General features: G+C 29.9%; 15 protein-coding genes. 5 read left to right on the top strand and 10 right to left on the bottom strand.

The genetic code is table 11. The features are described 5' to 3' along the window. Window positions 1-62 precede the first annotated feature (62 nt). Complete coding sequence (locus BN2087_RS00625) at window positions 63-878, bottom strand: Cof-type HAD-IIB family hydrolase (protein ID WP_049689969.1); 816 nt, start codon at window positions 876-878, stop codon at window positions 63-65. Between the two features lie 245 nt (window positions 879-1,123). Between BN2087_RS00625 and BN2087_RS00630 the strand changes: the two genes are divergently transcribed. Further along, a complete protein-coding gene (locus BN2087_RS00630; protein ID WP_049689970.1) occupies window positions 1,124-3,085 on the top strand; it encodes a sodium-translocating pyrophosphatase in 1,962 nt (653 codons plus the stop codon). Between the two features lie 109 nt (window positions 3,086-3,194). Here the strand turns inward: BN2087_RS00630 and BN2087_RS00635 are convergent, their stop codons facing one another. The 4 genes from BN2087_RS00635 to BN2087_RS00650 form a co-directional block, all read right to left on the bottom strand. Further along, window positions 3,195-4,493: a radical SAM protein gene (locus BN2087_RS00635; protein WP_049689971.1), complete on the bottom strand. Its 1,299-nt coding sequence runs from the start codon at window positions 4,491-4,493 to the stop codon at window positions 3,195-3,197. Next, complete coding sequence (locus tag BN2087_RS00640) at window positions 4,490-5,767, bottom strand: HAD-IA family hydrolase (RefSeq protein ID WP_049689972.1); 1,278 nt, start codon at window positions 5,765-5,767, stop codon at window positions 4,490-4,492. The genes BN2087_RS00635 and BN2087_RS00640 overlap by 4 nt, the downstream gene beginning before the upstream one ends. A 1-nt stretch (window position 5,768) precedes the next feature. Continuing rightward, window positions 5,769-6,215 (bottom strand): PPC domain-containing DNA-binding protein, encoded by a 447-nt coding sequence (locus tag BN2087_RS00645; protein ID WP_049689973.1) that lies wholly within the window; start codon window positions 6,213-6,215, stop codon window positions 5,769-5,771. Between the two features lie 754 nt (window positions 6,216-6,969). Next, window positions 6,970-7,512, bottom strand: a complete 543-nt coding sequence (locus tag BN2087_RS00650) for an ECF transporter S component (protein ID WP_049689974.1) — start codon at window positions 7,510-7,512, stop codon at window positions 6,970-6,972. A 214-nt stretch (window positions 7,513-7,726) separates the two neighbouring features. Between BN2087_RS00650 and BN2087_RS00655 the strand changes: the two genes are divergently transcribed. The 3 genes from BN2087_RS00655 to BN2087_RS00665 are packed head-to-tail and all read left to right on the top strand — an operon-like array spanning window position 7,727 to window position 9,343. Further along, complete coding sequence (locus BN2087_RS00655) at window positions 7,727-8,383, top strand: hypothetical protein (protein ID WP_049689975.1); 657 nt, start codon at window positions 7,727-7,729, stop codon at window positions 8,381-8,383. 52 nt (window positions 8,384-8,435) lie between these two features. Then, window positions 8,436-9,008, top strand: a complete 573-nt coding sequence (locus BN2087_RS00660) for a uracil-DNA glycosylase family protein (protein ID WP_049689976.1) — start codon at window positions 8,436-8,438, stop codon at window positions 9,006-9,008. 47 nt (window positions 9,009-9,055) lie between these two features. Next, on the top strand, window positions 9,056-9,343 hold the full coding sequence (locus tag BN2087_RS00665; protein ID WP_049689977.1) for an AraC family ligand binding domain-containing protein: 288 nt from the start codon (window positions 9,056-9,058) through the stop codon (window positions 9,341-9,343). Between the two features lie 168 nt (window positions 9,344-9,511). On the opposite strand, the gene BN2087_RS00670 is transcribed toward BN2087_RS00665, so the two are convergent. The 5 genes from BN2087_RS00670 to BN2087_RS00690 form a co-directional block, all read right to left on the bottom strand. Further along, window positions 9,512-10,735 (bottom strand): ABC transporter permease, encoded by a 1,224-nt coding sequence (locus tag BN2087_RS00670; protein ID WP_049689978.1) that lies wholly within the window; start codon window positions 10,733-10,735, stop codon window positions 9,512-9,514. Then, window positions 10,728-11,618 carry an ABC transporter ATP-binding protein gene (locus BN2087_RS00675; RefSeq protein WP_049689979.1) on the bottom strand — a complete coding sequence of 297 codons (891 nt, stop codon included), beginning with the start codon at window positions 11,616-11,618 and terminating at the stop codon, window positions 10,728-10,730. Before BN2087_RS00675 ends, BN2087_RS00670 begins: the two co-directional genes overlap by 8 nt. Window positions 11,619-11,886: 268 nt before the next feature. Further along, window positions 11,887-12,405 carry an FUSC family protein gene (locus tag BN2087_RS00680; protein WP_049689980.1) on the bottom strand — a complete coding sequence of 173 codons (519 nt, stop codon included), beginning with the start codon at window positions 12,403-12,405 and terminating at the stop codon, window positions 11,887-11,889. Then, window positions 12,402-13,262: a nucleoside hydrolase gene (locus BN2087_RS00685; RefSeq protein WP_049689981.1), complete on the bottom strand. Its 861-nt coding sequence runs from the start codon at window positions 13,260-13,262 to the stop codon at window positions 12,402-12,404. The genes BN2087_RS00680 and BN2087_RS00685 overlap by 4 nt, the downstream gene beginning before the upstream one ends. A 183-nt stretch (window positions 13,263-13,445) precedes the next feature. Then, window positions 13,446-14,609, bottom strand: a complete 1,164-nt coding sequence (locus BN2087_RS00690; RefSeq protein ID WP_049689982.1) for a M20 metallopeptidase family protein — start codon at window positions 14,607-14,609, stop codon at window positions 13,446-13,448. A gap of 269 nt (window positions 14,610-14,878) precedes the next feature. Between BN2087_RS00690 and BN2087_RS00695 the strand changes: the two genes are divergently transcribed. Beyond that, window positions 14,879-15,901, top strand: coding sequence for a PTS sugar transporter subunit IIC (locus BN2087_RS00695; RefSeq protein WP_049689983.1), 1,023 nt, complete (start codon window positions 14,879-14,881; stop codon window positions 15,899-15,901). Window positions 15,902-16,062: the final 161 nt, after the last annotated feature.

The following is a 16,062-nucleotide window of genomic DNA, read 5'->3' on the forward strand; positions in this document are numbered from 1 at the left end:
GATTTTAAAAAAATCTTACATAAGAACTAATCATATAATACTTTATTTTCGAAAGCTTTCAATCACTTGTCAAAAAATACTTTCTCCAAAATATCAAAAACTCCATCTTGATCATTTGAATAATCCGAAACTATATCTACCATTTCTTTAACACTTTCTCTTCCATTTGAACAAGTTGCAGAAATTCCAGCAATTTCAAGCATCGACTTATCATTATTAGAATCTCCAATGGCAAGAGTTGAATTAGTATCAATATTTAAAAAATTACAAAGCCTTTTAAGAGCCTGCCCCTTATCAGCTTCCTTATTTAAAACCTCAAAAACTTCCGGCACATTTCTTACAGTTTGATAAGTTTTCAAAAGATTTTTGTTGTAAGTTTTTTCAAACTCATCAACAACTTCCCTATCACCCATAATAGAAATTCTCTCAACACTTTGATTTTTATTTTTCTCATCAAATTTTTCAATTGGCATTTTTAAAATTTTTGATTCAAATAAAAAATGTTTATTTATGCTTTCGCTGTTGTTGTACAAATTATATTTATTGTAAATTCCAATTTGAAGCTTATCATTTATTAATTTTTTAAGATTTAAATAATCGTCCATATTAAGAATTTTTTTTGAAATATCTGACTTATCCTTATTTTTTATTACAAGAGATCCAGTATTTGTTATCGAATAATCGTCATTAGAAAATAAATTCAAATGATCAAGAATCCAAGAAAATCCACCAACAGGTCTTCCGGTTGCAATAACCACAAAAATCCCCTTGTCTCTTAATTTTTTTATAATTTCAAAATTTTTTTCAGAAACTTTTTTATCAGAACCCAAAAGAGTTCCATCAAGATCTATAGCTACAAGTTTTATATTTTTGTCCATACTTACTCCTAACTTAATTCTACCTTTATTTTATCATATAAAATTATTTATTCTAAAATACAAATTACCATTCGCTAAGAATAATAAAAAACAAAAAATTTTTCAATTTTAGGGCAAAATGTATTTATTTTTCATAAAAATATCATTTATTTTTGTATTTTTGAGTTTTTCTATCAAAAACAATTGTTTATATCTATATTATGTTATATAATAGTAAACGTAAAAATTAAAAATAGGAGGAATTTATGTTATCTGATTTACTACCTGTAATAGTAGCAATTATCGCAATTTGTTTTATGGCTTTGCAAATTAAAACAAATATACTTCCAATTAGCGAAGGAAACGATAAAATGAGAACTATATCAGGAAATATTAAAGAAGGAGCTATGGCATTTATATCTCGTGAGTATAAATATGTTATTATCTTTGTAATTATTGTTTCAATTCTTATAGCAATTTTTATTAACATTAATACCATGATTTGTTATATCCTTGGTTCCTTATTATCAATGGCAGCAGGTTATGTAGGTATGAGAATTTCTACAGCCTCAAATGCTAGATGTACAAACGAAGCTATGGAGAGTGGACTTCCATCTGCCCTTAAAGTTGCTTTTGCTGGTGGATCTGTAATGGGATTTGCAGTAACAGGATTTGGACTTTTGGGGGTTGGAATTGTTTATTTAATCTTTAAAGACCCAGCAACCCTTATGGGATATTCTTTTGGAGCAAGTTCAGTTGCACTTTTCGCAAGAGTTGGTGGAGGAATCTACACAAAAGCAGCAGACGTTGGAGCTGACCTTGTAGGAAAAGTTGAAAAAGGAATTCCAGAAGATGACCCAAGAAACCCAGCAGTTATCGCCGATAACGTTGGAGATAACGTAGGAGACGTTGCAGGAATGGGAGCTGACCTTTTCGAATCATATGCGGGAGCAATCCTTTCATCAATGGTTCTAGGTTTTTCAATCTTTGGAGATGCAGGAATTAGATTTCCATTGGTACTTTCATCAATAGGAATTGTCGCATCAATCCTTGCAGCTTTCTTATTCTTAAGAAAAAAACAAAAATCACCACAATCAGCACTAATGATGACAATTTATCTATCAGGAGCAATAGTTCTTGTAGCATCATTTATCCTTTCACCAATATTTTTTGGAAATATGAAAGCAGCAATCTGTATAGTTGTGGGAATACTTGTAGGAATTGCAATAGGATTTTTATCAGAAGTATTTACATCTGAAAAATATAGCCAAGTAAAAAGAATAGCAGAAGAAAGTCAAACAGGAGCAGCTACAAACATAATCGCAGGATTATCAAGCGGAATGCTTTCAACAGTTGGACCTATCATTCTTATAGCTATTGGAATTTTGGTTTCATTCCACACAATGCAAATGTACGGAATTGCCCTTGCAGCAGTAGGAATGTTATCAATCACAGCAACAACAGTAACAGTTGACGCTTACGGCCCAATTTCAGACAATGCCGGTGGAATTGCAGAGATGAGTGGACTTGACGAATCAGTTCGTGAAATCACAGACAGCCTTGATTCAGTAGGAAACACAACAGCAGCAATTGGTAAGGGATTTGCAATAGGTTCTGCAGCTTTAACTGCACTTTCACTATTTGTAACTTACACAGATACCCTACACCTTGACAATCTTTCATTACTTGATTCAAAAGTAGTAGCAGGAATGTTCGTAGGAGGAATGTTACCATTTTTATTCTCAGCTTTAACAATGAATTCAGTTGGAAAAGCTGCAACAGAAATGATCAACGAAGTAAGAAGACAATTTAAAGAAAAACCAGGTATCCTAGAAGGAACAGAAGATCCAGACTACGCTTCATGTGTAGACATCTCAACAAAAGCTTCTCTAAAAGAAATGATAATACCAGGAGCACTTGCAATTGTAGTACCATTATTTATTGGAAAAGCATTTGGACCAGAAACTCTAGGAGGACTTTTAGCTGGAGCCCTAGTTACAGGCGTATTAATGGCAATATTTATGTCAAACGCAGGTGGAGCTTGGGATAATGCTAAGAAATTTATAGAATCTGGAGCTGAAGGTGGAAAGAATTCACCATCTCACCACGCTGCAGTAGTAGGTGATACAGTAGGAGATCCATTCAAAGATACATCCGGCCCATCACTAAACATCCTAGTAAAACTTATAACAGTAGTATCTGTTGTTTGTGCAGGATTATTTATCTAATAAAAATAAAAGCTGTTACAAAATGTTTTGTAACAGCTTATTTTTTTGAAAAAATTTAAAAACAAATTTTAATATTTTCATTTCACTTAAATAATTTTAACTTCTCTATTTAATTTTCTATAAAATTTTCTATCAATTTATTTTTATCAGAAATTTCTTTTTCTATGCTTTTATAATAATCTCTAAGATTTCTTTCGTTTCTATATTTTTTACCGTTTGTAAGTTTAGAATTTGCGTTCATACCAAGGCCTATAATATTTTCTAGCTCTTCATTTATCAAAATATTGTATCTTTGAGGAGTATTTCCTTTTTCATAGCCAATATTTTCCAAATTTCCTATTATGTTTTTTTGCCTGTAAAGATAGTAAGGCTTGTAGGAATTTTCTTTGGTAAATTTTTCTATATCTTTGGAAATTTTTTCCGCTTCTACTTCATCTCCATTAATATTTTCTTCAAAATATTTTGACCCAACTTTTTGGGCTAGGGCGTGAAAAGTAATATTGTCTGGCCTTAAATCTTTTAAAATTTCAAAATTTTTAGAAAAACTTTCCCTATTTTCTCCAAAAAGTCCCACAATAAAATCCATATTTACAATAAAGCCAAGCTCTTTGGCGTAAGTATAAATTTTTACAAAATTATAAAAATCAATCGGCCTATTTATATTTTCCAATACATTTGATGTGAAAGTTTGTGGATTTAAAGAGATTCTTCCTACATTTTTTTCTTTAAATAAATCAAGCTTATTAAAATCAAGAGTATCTTCCCTACCTGCCTCAAGAGTAAATTCGTCAAAAATAAATTTTTCGTTGATTAAAGTTAAAATCCTATCCAAATCGTTCAAGGATAAATTTGATGGAGTTCCTCCCCCAAGATAAATTGTGTCCAATTTTTTTGGCAAATTTATTTGGGAAATTTCCTTTAATAAAAAATCCACATAAAGATTTTTCTCTACTGTGCTTGACACAATAGTAGGATAGGAACAATACCTGCACCTTTGAGGGCAAAAGGGAATATTTATATAAAGATTGAAGGCTTTGGGATCAAATTCTAATTTATCCTGACTTTTTTTAATATTTTCTAGTAGGTAAATTTTATTATCCTTAATTATATAAGTATTTTTCAAATCATAAAGGCTGTGATTTTTCAAAAGTTTTGAAGGTTTTGATCCTGTCAAAATTCCCCAATCAGAAGATTTGTTATTTTTATTTTCTAAAATTTCAAAAAGGACTTGCTTTAATTTCAAATTAGAATCAAAAAAGTAGGACTTATTTTCAAATTCAATAAGTCCATTTTTTATTGATATATTAGGATTTTCTTCTACAAAAACAAATTCTTCTTTCTCGTAGAAAATATTTAAAATATCATATACAATTTTTCTTAAATTTTCATTTTCTAAATATATTTTCATATCTCTTTTACAATTTCCCTTGCCCAATTTTCATCGACCATCTCCGCACTTTTTACATCTATAAAGGAAATATATTTGTCGTACAAACTTTCATACAAATCATCAATAAAAGGCATTTTAAAAGCCCCGTCTTTTGTTCTTATTATAAATTCCTTGTTTTTGTAGGTCATTTGCAAAATATCTTCTTTTTTAAATTTAAAATCTGGACTTTGGATTAGGACAAATTTCATAATTTCTATTATATTATCAATTTTTCCGTCTTCAAATATAGAAATTTTTTCTTTTAAATCCAAGTCATCTTTGCACATTCTAATTAAAAAATCTTCCGCCTTGTTTTTATTTAGCCTATCCAAAATTTTAAGCGAAGACTTAAAGGCAAGCTGATTTCTTTTTTGTACAAATTTTGGATCATTTACAAACATTAATTTTTTGTCGCTGTCGGTATAAACATACCTATAATTTAATTTGAACAATTTTTTACAAGAAGGACATTCGATTATGCCAATATTTTCAATAAAATCTTTGTCGTTTTGAGAAAATACTGCAGTTGGCAAAGATTTTGTAAATTTAAATTTGCAAGAAGGGCATGATAAAGAAAAATCCTTATTTCTTGTATCAATTGATTTTTTTTCTTTTAAAAATGATAAAAATTCGCCCAATGATGAAAATACCAAGTCAGCTTCATTTTTTGTCCTTTCGCTATCGTCCAAATCTATAATTAAAACTGCGACTGCTCCACTTTTTTTTGCAGCCCTAATTCCAGAAAGAGAATCTTCCAAAATATAGGTTTTTTCCTTGTCTGCACCCAACTTTTCCATTGTCAAATTAAAAATTTCAGGATCAGGTTTACCATTTTTTATATCATTAGCTGTAATTATTTGGTCAAAATAATCTCTTACACCTTCCCTATCCACCAAAAAATCTACTTTTTTCTTGTAAGAAGATGAAGCAAGGCCAATTTTTTCATCATTTCCTTTCAAATAATCCAAAAGTTCTAAAAGATCTGGTTTCTTTAGAGAATAATCAAGTTCTTCAAATCTTTTTTCTCTCAAATCATTTAAATCTTCACGAATTTTTTTGACCCTTTCCTCATCCATTGAAAAATGTTCCATCATAAATAAATTGGCTTCATCTTTTTTTCTGCCAGACAAAACAATTTTATCTTCAATTGTAAAAGTGAAATTATTTTTTTGGCCTATTTCAAGCCAAGTTTGATAGTAAATTTTTTCCGTATCAAAAATGGTTCCGTCCATGTCAAAAATAAAATAATTCATATTAAAACTCAATCAAATTTAGACCCAAATCTTGGTCATAAATCCTATTAATTTCGCCATCAATTATAGTTACAAAAATTTCTGCAGTCAAAGAAATAACAGCCTCATTCAAATGCCCTGCAATGGCTTCACCTGCAAGACTTCCTTTTTCAACATTTGATTTTGCCCTACCACAAGTTATATGAAAATGAGTGTAAAGATTTCCGTCTTTATTTGAAATATTTCCACAAAGATTTGCAATTTCCAAATCTTCCTCATATTTTTTTATTTTATAATCCTTACTTTCAGGATCAAAAAGACCCACCTCAAGATTATCAGTAGCTCCAATTCCAGTTAAAAATCCAGCCTTCACATTTTCTTTTTCAAGAATTTCCATAACAGATTCCACAAGCTTGTCGCCTTTTTTTAATCTAATAACTAATTTATCATCAAATCTTTTATAAACCATACAAAATCCTTTCATTTTTCTTATCTTTTCTTTAATAATTATACCCAAACAAGAGGAAGGTATTGAATTTTAATTTTTTATTTTTGTTTTTAATTTTAAAATAATATATTTTATTAAATTAATTCTTCGTAATGTTAGGGGGAGGAAATGGGGGAGTTTCGACTCTCCCCCTTTTTCCACGCTAATTTATTTTTAAAATTTAACAAAATCTTAAATTAAAATTCAATTTAAAAATAAAACTACGAATAAACTCCGCGGTATAATTATTGAAATTGTACCACTGGCACAATTTCAAGCTAATTATATCCCCTAAAACCCCACTTTTTTGCCCCCCCGCAACCGACCATTGCATGGAGCTTTTCTTGTAAGAAGCTGACGCTTCTTTCAAGTTTTTATAAGCTGACTGATGTTTAAAAATAATTATAAATTCAAGTGAATTATTAGAGAAAAAATTGTTTGAACCTTAGTGAGTTATTTTTTTATTTTTAAAATTTAGAATTTATTTTGTGATTTTATCTTTATTAAATTTGGCTAATCAATTTAAAAAAACGAAAGAAACTTTAGTTTCTTTCTGATTTTTGCTCCCTGCAAGGGCCGGTTAAGGGGGTTCGTTGAAAGGGGTCTAAGGGGAAAAATTGTGGGGACAATCGGAAGTCCCCTAATTTGTCCCCTTAATAACGAAGAATTAAATTTATTTTAAAATAAAATATAAGATTAAAAAATAAAAAAATCAGCATTTAAAAAAGGACTATTTCTAGTCCATTTTTACTCTTTTTGCAACTGCAATTGAAAAAATCGCTGCAACTATTACTGAAATTATTCCATTTATTGAGGAAACTCCGAGTTTTTGTACAACTTCTACCATATTTGCTTCAAATGACAAGCCCATAGCTACTTTATTTTTTATAAATGTGTAAAGCAAGTAAAGAACAATGTAGGTTACTTGTCCGCATAATCCTGCAAGAACTGCTTTTATTTTTTCGTTTTTCATTTTAATTTTGTGAAAAACTAAACCTGCAACAAAGCCCATCATAAATTTATTTATAAAAGTAAATGGAGCTGATGCAAAATAAAGTGGATTTGTTAGATCAAAAATTGCAGATCCTATTCCTGCACCAAGTCCACCAAGAGTTGGTCCTAAAATAATTCCTGCTAATAAGCAAAATACATTTCCCAAATGAAATCTTGTATCTCCCATTGGAGTTTTTAATGGAATTTGGAAAAATGCTGAGAAAATGAATACTAGGGCAATAAAAAGTCCCGTATATGTAATTTTTTTCGTAGTTAATTTATTCATAAGTCCTCCTAATAAATTTACATTACCCAACAATTATATAATATATTGTAAATTGTGTAAATATATCATTTTCCCCTTTAAATTCTTATAAATATTCAAAGAGCAAATCTTTAAATTTAAAAATTTTCTTGTAAAATATAGGAATGTAACATGGGTTACAGAAAAAAATTTATTTTTATAATATAATGAAATAAAAAGATTAAAGGAGTTATAAATGAGCGAATTTTTAGGACCAATACATTACATGATGTATGAAAAAATAAAGTTTCAAGATAAAATTACAAATTTTCTTTTGGATGGAAATACAAAAGAAATTGATGAAAAAATCGCCCCAGTTTCAACTGATAATTTGGAAAATTTGATTGACCAAGAAAATATTCACGGCTGGCTTGATTCAAAAATTGATGTTGTAGAAAATAGGCTTGCCTTTGCTATAAAGAATAGTCAAAAAACAAAAGAAAAATTATTTAATTTTGGAAAAAAACAGGCTGAAGGAAAAAATTTCTCTGACTATAATGAAATTTTTCAAGATTTAAACAAAATGCTTCTTGATGGAATGCCTTGTGATAATGGCCTTTCTGCAACAATTGATGAAAACGGAGATTTATTTTTAATTACAAATGTAAATACTCACGAAAAATATTTTAAAGATTTTATAAATCCAGAAGATTCTCTTTCAAATACTTGTGAAGGCGGCCACAGCCACGACCACCACGAAGCTTTTGAAATTAATAAAAATGGTTTTGAGTTAAAAGAAGAAAAATCTCCATATCATGAATATAGGTACGAATTTTTGAAAGGATATTTTGAAAATTCCCCTTATGGAATTGACCTTGTTGGTGGAATTAATTATAAGATTTATAAAAAATAAAAATTACTAATTAAAAAGTATAAACCTATTTTGTAATTGGATAAGAATTTTTATGCAAATAAAAGATGTAGTTAAAAAATTAAAAGATGATCCTCGAAATAAATCCTATACGGACAGGGGAATTGATCCGATTTTTCAGTTAAATAAAGATTCTAAGATTTTGATTATTGGTCAGGCTCCTGGAAAAAAAGTTGAGGAAAGCGGGATTTTATTTAATGATAAAAGTGGAGAAAATCTTGTTGATTGGCTGGGAATAAGTATGGATACTCTCCACGGAAAAAACTTTTCAATAATTCCCATGGATTTTTATTATCCGGGTAAGGCAAAAAGTGGTGACAAGGCTCCTAGAAAATTTATAGCTAAGGAATACCACCCCCTTCTTTTCGAAGAGCTAAAAAATATAAAATTAACTATATTGATAGGAGCCTATGCTCAAAAATTTTACCTAAAAGATAATTTTAAGAAAAACCTAACAGAGACCGTAAAAAATTTTAAAGATTATCTTCCAGAATATTTTCCTCTAGTCCACCCAAGTCCTTTAAATAATAGGTGGATAGCAAAAAATAAGTTTTTTGAAGATAAAACCCTGCCAGAGCTAAAAAAAATTATTCAAGAAATAATTTGAGAAATTTTAAATGAAATAAATAATGCTTATTATAATAAGGAGGCTTTATGAAAAAATTAAGTGCAAATATTTTAGATGGTAAATTTGAACACTTACTAGATGAAGACAAACTACAAATCACCCACTTACAAATCAAAAAAGGTGAAGAAGTTCCAAGTCATAAGTCAGATAAAAATGTAGTAGTTGTAATTTATAAGGGCAAGGTTAATTTCACTGGAGAAAATGGAAAAGAAATTATTGTGCCAGGGGATATAATAACTATGAATCCTAATGAAATGCACGCCTTAGAGGCAATCGAAGATAGTGATTTAATGGTTATAAAAGCAAAAATTTAAAAATTTTTTAAAAAAAGGATGTTACAAAATGAATAAATCGTCCCAATATATCATAGGAAATTCTCTTAAAGTTTCGCACTAATAAGCCAGAAGGCTTGACATGAAACTTTGAAAAAAATCTATGATTTCGGGACGATAGCAATTCACAATTTGCAACATCCTCTTTTTTTATTTATTTTTCTTTTTAATTTTTAATCTTTTTCCTCTTCCAAACAACTTGTCTGTTGAATAATTTAGGATATTTTTCTTGTAAACTCTTGCTGCAATTATATACATTAGGATTATTCCTCCTAATAAAATCAATAGAGAAATCATTCCTTGGAAAAGACTTGCATTTTCGTAGATCAATCTCATTGGCATGAAAAATGTTGACAAGAATGGGATATAGGAAAGGATTTTTATAAATAAATTTGGTTCGCTTCCTACAAATGATGTGGAAATGAAATAGCAAAACATAATTATTAGCATAATTGGTGTTGCCATTTTTCCTGCGTCTTCTTGTTTTTGTACCAAAGATCCAAGCATGGCTGAAAGGATTATATATAAAATCAATCCCAAAACCATAAATAAAACTATTTCAATAACCAAGTTTGTGTTTATTCCCTTGAATAAATCTGAAATATTTATATCTAGCATTGAACTTATCTTATCGTACAAGCCTGTAAATTTAATTACAGCAAATCCCACAAGTCCTAATATCACATAAATTCCAAAATGAACGAGCATGGCAAGAATTGTCCCAAAAATTTTTCCTGCCATATAGGTTCCTGCCCTTACTGATGAGAAAATAAATTCTAGCATTTTTGAACCCTTTTCTATGGCTATATCTTGCATAATTATTTGTGAATAAAAAATTAATACAAAATACATTATAAAAATAGTTGCAAAAAGGGCAACCATATTTCCAGGGTTTTTTAAATTATCTTTTATCTCGTGAAGATTTATAGCAGGTTTTTGGCTAATTATTGCATTTTGCTTGGCGTCAATATTTGAATTTTTCAAATTTTCTTTTCTTTGCATGGACTCTGCCAAAGAATTTATTACAAGCATTGGAGTTTTTGCAGTTGTATCCCCATAATAATCAAAATTTAAAAGTCCATCTTTGTTTTTAACTTCAAGATAGGCTGAAATGTCCTTATCGTCCAGAGCTTTTTTGGCATCTTTTTTACTTTTAAATTCAAAATCTACCATATGATTATTTTGGAAATTTTTCTTATATTTTTCTTCTGTAACAACTGCAATTGTATCTGGAGTTTTGGTTGAGTAGGAAATGTAGGAAATTATTCCAATTACTACTGCCATAATAAAAGGCATCAAAACCATAATCCAAAAAGAAGCTGACTTAAGGTGTTTTTTTAAAGTATCGGTAGATACGGTCATAAATCTATTCATTTTCTTCCACCTTTCTTGCAAAAATCTCATTTAATGTTGGAGGTGATTGGTCAAAATATGGAACAAAGCCAACATTATCTACAATTTTTTTGAAAATAACCTTGGCATATTCTTCATCTTTTAAAATAAATGTCCAAATATTTTCATCTTGACTAATCATTTCAATATTTTCATCATTTAAGAAAAATAAATCTTCACTTGATTCAACCACAAGTTTTTTTCTCTCGTAAGAATTTCTAATTTCTTGAGGAGAACCATTCAAAACTATATTTCCTTTTTTAAGCATAATTAGTTTTTGGCAAAGACTTTCAACATTTTCCATGTTGTGAGATGAAAACATAATTGTCGTTCCCTCTTTGTTTACATCTTTGATTATTTTTTCAAGAAGTCTGATGTTGTATGGATCAAGTCCTGAAAAAGGCTCATCCAAAATTACAAATTCTGGCTTATAAATTAAAGCACAAAGAAGTTGGACTTTTTGTTGATTTCCTTTTGAAAGCTCTTTTATTTTTGATGATAATTTCCCATCAATTTCAAAATAATCAAACCATTCTTTTAACTTTTCATCAGTAATATTTTTCATTTTATTTAATTTTGCAAAATATCTTATTTGGTCTTCTACTTTTCTTTTAGGATCAAGAGATCTTTCTTCAGGCAAAAAACCGATTTTTTCCAAAGGAACTTTTGAAAATTTTTTGCCATTATAAGTAATATTTCCGTCATATTTTGAATAAAAGTTCATTATGCACCTAAAAAGTGTGGATTTGCCCGCACCATTTTGGCCTATAACTCCAAAAAGTTCGCCGTCTTTTACTTCAAAATTAGAACGATTTAAAGCAACGAGCTCTCCAAAACTTTTACTTAAATTTTCTACTTTTAGCATGGATACTCCTTAATTATAAATATCTATTCACTATTATTTTACCATAGAAAATCAAATTAAAAAAAGACGAGAAATTATTTCTCATCTCAGACTGTTGACAAACTAAATTTTTTCCCATTTCAAGCGAACGTAGTGAGTCGAGAAATCTCGTGAGATCTCTCCATGCGTTCGTTTCACTCACTTAGTCGAGATGGTACGTAGCTTAATTTTTATTTCAAAATAAAATATTATCTACATTCATACTTTGTCTACGCTCTAAGATGAGAAATCACTTCTCATCTTTTTCCTTTTCATATTTAATAAATTTTAAAATTTCAAAATCAAGAGAATTTACCAAAATTGCAATTACAACTCCAACCAAGGTATCCAAAACCCTGTTTACTGCAAAATCTATTGCCCCAAAATTTTCTCCAGCATGATTTATAGAAACCGAAGCTAGGACTATGCACATTATTGAAATTGCGTTTGGTTTTTCCATGGAAGAAACTATCCAAATCAAAAAAGCCATAATTACCGATAATAAAAAATAATTTTCTATTTCATTGGTCAAATTTTTCTTTACAAATAAAAGATATAAAAATCCAACAAAGCCACCAATAAAAGTTCCCAAAATCCTATTTAAACCAATATTAATTGAACCCGTCACATCATTTTTTGTACAAATTATTGCAGCAATTGCCGAATAAAATGGAAGGGCATGGGGAGATCTAAAATGAGAAAAAGTGAAAGACAAAAACACAGCCAAGGCCGTTTTAAAAATTCTTTGTCCTGGTTTTTTTAGTTTCATAGACCAAGCCTATCAATTATAAAGTCAAAAAATGTTTGGTCATTGACCCTATTTGCCAAATATTTTTTGTTTTTAGAATTTGTTTCAACAATACTTCCCCTGTCAAAATCTTCATTCACCTTGATAGCTTTTTCTTCAAAAATAAAGGCTTGAGGCTTAACAAGCATATATAAAAGCATTGCAGCCTTGATTTCTCTCTCATTTTTTGGATAAGCTTTGTACAAGTCTTTTATTTTCTCAAAAACTGGGTCAGAAGTCGATTTTTCCAAAATCTCATCAGGCAAGGTCAAAGAATTTGAAATATCAATAGGCAAAATAAAAGTTTCAACATCTTCCTTCAAAACAATATTTGCAGCCTTTGGGTCGGTGAAAAAATTAAATTCAGAATTTTTTGTAACATCCCCAAGAGAAAAGTTTGAAGCCAAAACAAAAATATGGTCAACATAAGAAAGAAAATCATCATATTTTACAATTGCTTTTGCAATATTTGTAAGAGGACCAGTCGCAACAATATCAAGTCTTCCACAATCTCTCGCCAAATTATACAAAAAATCCTCGCACCTTTCATCAGACAAATAATCCTTTGACTTATCAAAAATTACAGAATTTTCTCCCCTAATCAAAATCTCTTGATTTTTCAAATTAGAAAAAGCCCCAGAGCAAATTGGCAAAATTAAATCCTCCATATTTGTCATAGAAAGAATATTTTTTGCAGCAAAATCAGCATCCATAAAAGAGCTTACAGAAGAAATGCCAACAATTTCAAATTCATTAGAATTAAAGGCCATCTTAAGCATCAAAATTTCAGACAAACTAAAATTAGTATCTATATAAACAAATGGTTTTTCTTTTTCCATAATTCACTTCCTTTAATAGAAATTATACTAATATAAAGGGATTTTTCTATTGATAAATACTAAGAATTAAAAAAAATAAAAGTAATTTTGATTAAGCGAATCACCCACCCATATAAAGCCCAGCCGAAAGATCTCATGGATTGAATAAGGCGTAAAATTTAAAAAATTCTTTGAATTAAAAAATTAATTATTATTTAGCCAATTAATCGCACATGTAGCAAATAAACCTACTCCAATTGGCATGGCGTCTTCCGAAAAATCTACTTTTGGATTGTGGTGAGAGTAATTATTTCCAGGAATTTTTGAATTTAGTAGAAAATAAACTGTAGGAACTTTTCTTGAAACAAAAGCCATGTCCTCACTAGCCATTAGCCTTTCACCAGAAATCATTTCAATATCAGAATTCTCTTCCATATATCTTACAAACTCTTTTGTAAGTGATGGATCAGAATATAGAGAAGGAACTGATGCAAAATATTCTAAATTAATTTCACATTCTGTAGCTTTTGAAACTCCTTCAACAATTTCCTCCATTCTTTTCATCAATTTTTCCCTAATTTCTGGATCATAAGTTCTCATTGTTCCTTGTAAAATGGCAAAATCTGGAATTATATTTGAATTTGAACCTGATGAAAATTGTCCAAATGTTAAAGTTGTATGTTTTGAAGGATCTGCATCGCGACTTATTAGTTGATTAAATTGTTGGTAAATCATTACACCCGCATTTATCGGATCTTTTGTGGTGTGAGGATATCCGCCGTGACCTCCTTGACCCTTAATTGTTATTTTAAAATTATCACAGCTTGTTGCCATGTAACCCTCATAATAAGAAATTGATCCAGATTCGTGATTTAAATTTGTGTGAAGAGCAAGTGCCACGTCAACTCCATCAAGAACTCCATTTTCAATCATCATTTTTGAGCCTGCAAAAATTTCTTCAGCAGGTTGGAACATAAATTTAACCCTGCCCTTAAAATCTTTTTTGTGATTAAAAATAATTTTTGCAGTAGAAAGACCAACTGCTGCATGAAGATCGTGACCACAAGTGTGAGCAAGTCCCTTATTTTTTGAAGAAAATTCAAGACCACTTTCCTCATCCATTGGAAGGGCATCCATGTCAGACCTAATAAGAATAGTTTTCCCTTCCCCTTTTTCGCCCTCAATAGTTGCAAGAATTCCACTTTCGCCAACTTCTTTATAAGTAATGCCTATTTCTTTTAATTTATCTATAACATATTCCTTAGTCTTAGGAAGTTCTAAACCAAGTTCAGGGTTTTCATGAATATGCCTACGATTTTTTATAAGTTCGTCTTTAAGTTCATTAGCTTCTTTAAAATAATTTGTCATATATCCGTCCTTTCTATATTCTAAAAATTTATTACAAAAAAATATTATTTACTAAATAAATATACCCGAAATTTTTTACATAAATTTATTTTCTAAAAAAAATCTACAATGAACTCTTTAATTTTTCAATAATTATATTCTCATTTTCAACTACAGTTGTTTGACAAAATACAAATTAATTACATAAATATAAGAAGATAAGTATTTTTTGTGAATATTTACAAAAAATACTTTATATATTAAAATGGTTTTTAATATAGGAGGAAAAAATGAAAGAATTTTTAAAAAGAAAAGGAATAAGTTTATCGGCAAAAGTTTATTTTATTGACGCGCTTGGATCAATGGCCTTTGGACTTTTTGCCACACTTTTGGTTGGAACAATTTTAAACACAATCGGCAAATCTTTTGACATAAAATTTTTGTCAGAAACAATTTGGCCACTTGCCCAGGAAGCCACAGGCCCTGCAATCGCAGTATCAATCGCCTACGCCCTTAATGCTGATAGGTTGATTTTATTTTCATCAACTATAGTAGGACTTGCAGCAAACAAATTGGGCGGACCAATGGGAGTTTTTATAGCGACCTTAATTTCAGTAGAAATTGCAAAATTAATTTCAAAAGAAACAAAAATCGACATAGTTTTGACCCCAGTTGTGACAGTTTTAGTCGGAGTAATGATTGCAAATTTAGTCGGACCCTTTATCCAGGCACTAATGACAAAAATCGGAATAATTATAATGGATGCAACCAAACAAAAACCCTTTATTATGGGAATAATTGTTTCAGTAATTGTAGGAATTGTTTTGACCCTTCCAATTTCATCAGCCGCACTTTGCATGACCATAAGTCTTTCAGGACTTGCCGCAGGAGCTGCGACAATTGGATGTTGTTGTCAAATGATTGGCTTTGCAGTAATTTCCTTTAAAGAAAATAAAACCCAAGGCTTAATTGCCCAAGGACTTGGAACAAGTATGCTCCAAATGCCAAATATAATGAGAAATCCAAAAATTTTAATCCCACCAACCCTCGCCTCAGCAATACTCGGCCCATTTTCAACAATAATTTTCAAACTAGAAAATTCCCCAATAGGAGCCGGCATGGGAACTTGCGGTTTGGTAGGACAAATTTCAACCTTCACAGCAATGAGCTCAGTCCCATTTTTTAAATTATTATCAACAATAATAATCATGCACATAATTTTACCAGCCCTAGTTTCATTAATAATTTATTATTTCGTAAAAAAAATCGGCTGGATAAAAGATGGGGATATGAAATTGGATTTTTCTAAATAAAATTAAAAATTCATAAAAAAATCAGACTGTTTTTAGTCTGATTCAGAACGTAGACAAAGTTAGTTTAATAATTCATTAATGATTTAAAAATAAAATTACTCTAAAACCCATCTCGACTAAGTGAGTGAAACGAACGCATGGAGAGATCTCATGAGATTAGT

This window comes from Anaerococcus jeddahensis (assembly GCF_001182725.1).
GTDB classification, from domain to species: domain Bacteria; phylum Bacillota; class Clostridia; order Tissierellales; family Peptoniphilaceae; genus Anaerococcus; species Anaerococcus jeddahensis.